Annotated in this window: 1 protein-coding gene and 1 tRNA gene; both read left to right on the top strand. The window is 55.4% G+C overall.

Going from position 1 to position 2,165, the window contains the following annotated elements:
- Positions 1 to 161: 161 nt before the first annotated feature.
- Entirely contained in the window at positions 162 to 1,667 is a 1,506-nt protein-coding gene (locus ACEQU8_RS03295; protein ID WP_370261442.1) for an FAD-dependent oxidoreductase, read from the top strand.
- Positions 1,668 to 1,767: 100 nt separating this feature from the next.
- Positions 1,768 to 1,844: transfer RNA gene (locus ACEQU8_RS03300), tRNA-Arg, on the top strand.
- Positions 1,845 to 2,165 lie beyond the last annotated feature (321 nt).

Below are 2,165 nucleotides of genomic sequence, written 5' to 3' on the forward strand. Positions count from 1 at the left end.
TTACCTCGCTGGCCTGGCCGTGGGTGTGTATGGTGGCGAAGACGAACTGGTTGCCAATTGGCAAATTGACACAACTTTTGAGCCCACCATGGGCATGGATGAACGGGGTGCGCTGCTTGACCGCTGGCACCGCGCAGTAGAACGCGCCAAAGGATGGGCACATGCTGAGTAGAAAGCAGCACATTGAATCCCTGCGCAAGCAGGCCGAGCAGGGGTACACCTGGGACGTGATCGTGATTGGCGGTGGCGCCACAGGGCTGGGCAGTGCCGTGGATGCGGCCAGCCGCGGCTTGAGGGTGTTGCTGCTGGAAGCGCACGACTTTGCCAAGGGCACCAGCTCGCGAGCCACCAAGTTGGCCCATGGGGGTGTGCGTTACCTTGCACAGGGCAACATTGCTTTGGTCAAAGAGGCGCTGGAGGAGCGGGGCCGGATGTTGCGCAATGCACCCAATTTGGTTCGGCCCATGCCCTTTGTCATACCCGTGCGCAACTGGGTTCAAAAGCTGTTTTATTGGGTGGGTTTGAAGGCTTATGAATGGTTGTCCGGCAAGCTCAGTGTGGGCCCCACCACCTTGATGAGCAAAGCCGAGGTGCTTCGTGTGTTGCCCACCATTTCACAAAAAAAATTGGCTGGTGGGGTGCGGTATTTTGATGCCCAGTTTGACGATGCTCGCCTGGCCATTGCGCTGATGAAAACCCTGCATGTGCTTAAAGGCATGGCAGTGAATTACATGCCGGTGACTGGCTTTGTAAAAGACGGCGACAAAGTGTGTGGCGTGCAGGCCAAAGACGAATGGACTGAAACCGTTTACACCCTGCGTGCCAAGGCAGTAATCAACGCCACTGGCGTGTGGGTTGATCAACTGCGCAAACTCGACAACGCCAGCAGCAAGCCCATGCTGAGCCCCAGCCAAGGTGTGCATGTGGTAGTGGGGCCAGAATTTTATCCCGCCAAAGAGGCCATGCTTGTACCAAAAACCAGCGATGGTCGAGTGTTGTTTGTGGTGCCTTGGCTTGGAAAAACATTGATTGGAACCACCGACACGCCCAGAGAAGACATTCCCTGGGAGCCCGCTGCCTTGCCTGAAGAAATTGATTTTATTTTGAATACTGCGGGCCAATATTTGGCCAAAGCGCCCACCAAGGCCGATGTGCGCAGTGTGTTTGTTGGGCTGCGCCCCTTGGTAAAAGCCGGTGGCGGCGGCACGCAAAACACCAAGAGTATTTCGCGCGAACACACCATCATCACCGACCCCAGCGGCCTTGTGACCATCACGGGCGGCAAATGGACCACGTACCGAAGCATGGCTGAAGAAGTGATCGACCTGGTGTGCGAGCAACAAGGGTGGCTTAACAAGCCCACGCGCACGCGTAACCTGCGCCTGGAAGATGATCTGCCCACCCGCAAACCGGGCTCGCAATTGCACCCCTCGCTCGAATTGAATGAAGCTGAAATTGCCCAGGCCGTGCTTGAAGAAATGGCCATGACCATTGAAGATGTGCTGGCAAGGCGAAGCAGGGCGCTGTTTTTAGACGCTCAAGCCGCGCTGGACTGTGTGCCCGAAGTTCGCCGGGTGCTTGCCAGCGAACTAAACCAAAGCGAGGCTTTGCTGGATGCCCAAGAGCAAGCCTTTAAAGCGCTGGCGAGCAAGTACATGGTGCGGTAGTGTGCTGCAGGGTTTTACAACTTTGCTAAATTATTTGTGTGATTTGAACGCCGGGGCTTGCGCTGAGAGCATTAATTGTGCATAATCTCGCTTCTTCACAGCGGCTGTAGCTCAGTTGGATAGAGTACTTGGCTACGAACCAAGGGGTCGTGGGTTCGAATCCTGCCAGCCGCGCCAAATCTAAAAAAACCCTCGCTCACAAGGCGAGGGTTTTTTGTTTTTAAGCGTTTTTATCACGCAGATGCCGACACCACCAAGTAGGCAAAAACCAGCAGGAACTGCAGATCAACTCCAAGCGCCATTGCAATGAAAAAGGGCTTGCATTGCAAGCCCTTGGATGATTGATGGTAGCAGGCACTCAGCCCAACTTGTAGGCGTTCATTTTGTGCCCTTCAGGTGTGCGGAAGTAAGCCGCGTAGAACCCGGGCATGCGCTCCCCGGGAGGGCCTTCGCAGGTGCATCCCAAAGCAAGCGCATGTTTGTAGAGTTCATCGGCTT

The sequence above is a fragment of the Limnobacter sp. genome (genome assembly GCF_964228395.1).
Taxonomy (GTDB): domain Bacteria; phylum Pseudomonadota; class Gammaproteobacteria; order Burkholderiales; family Burkholderiaceae_B; genus Limnobacter.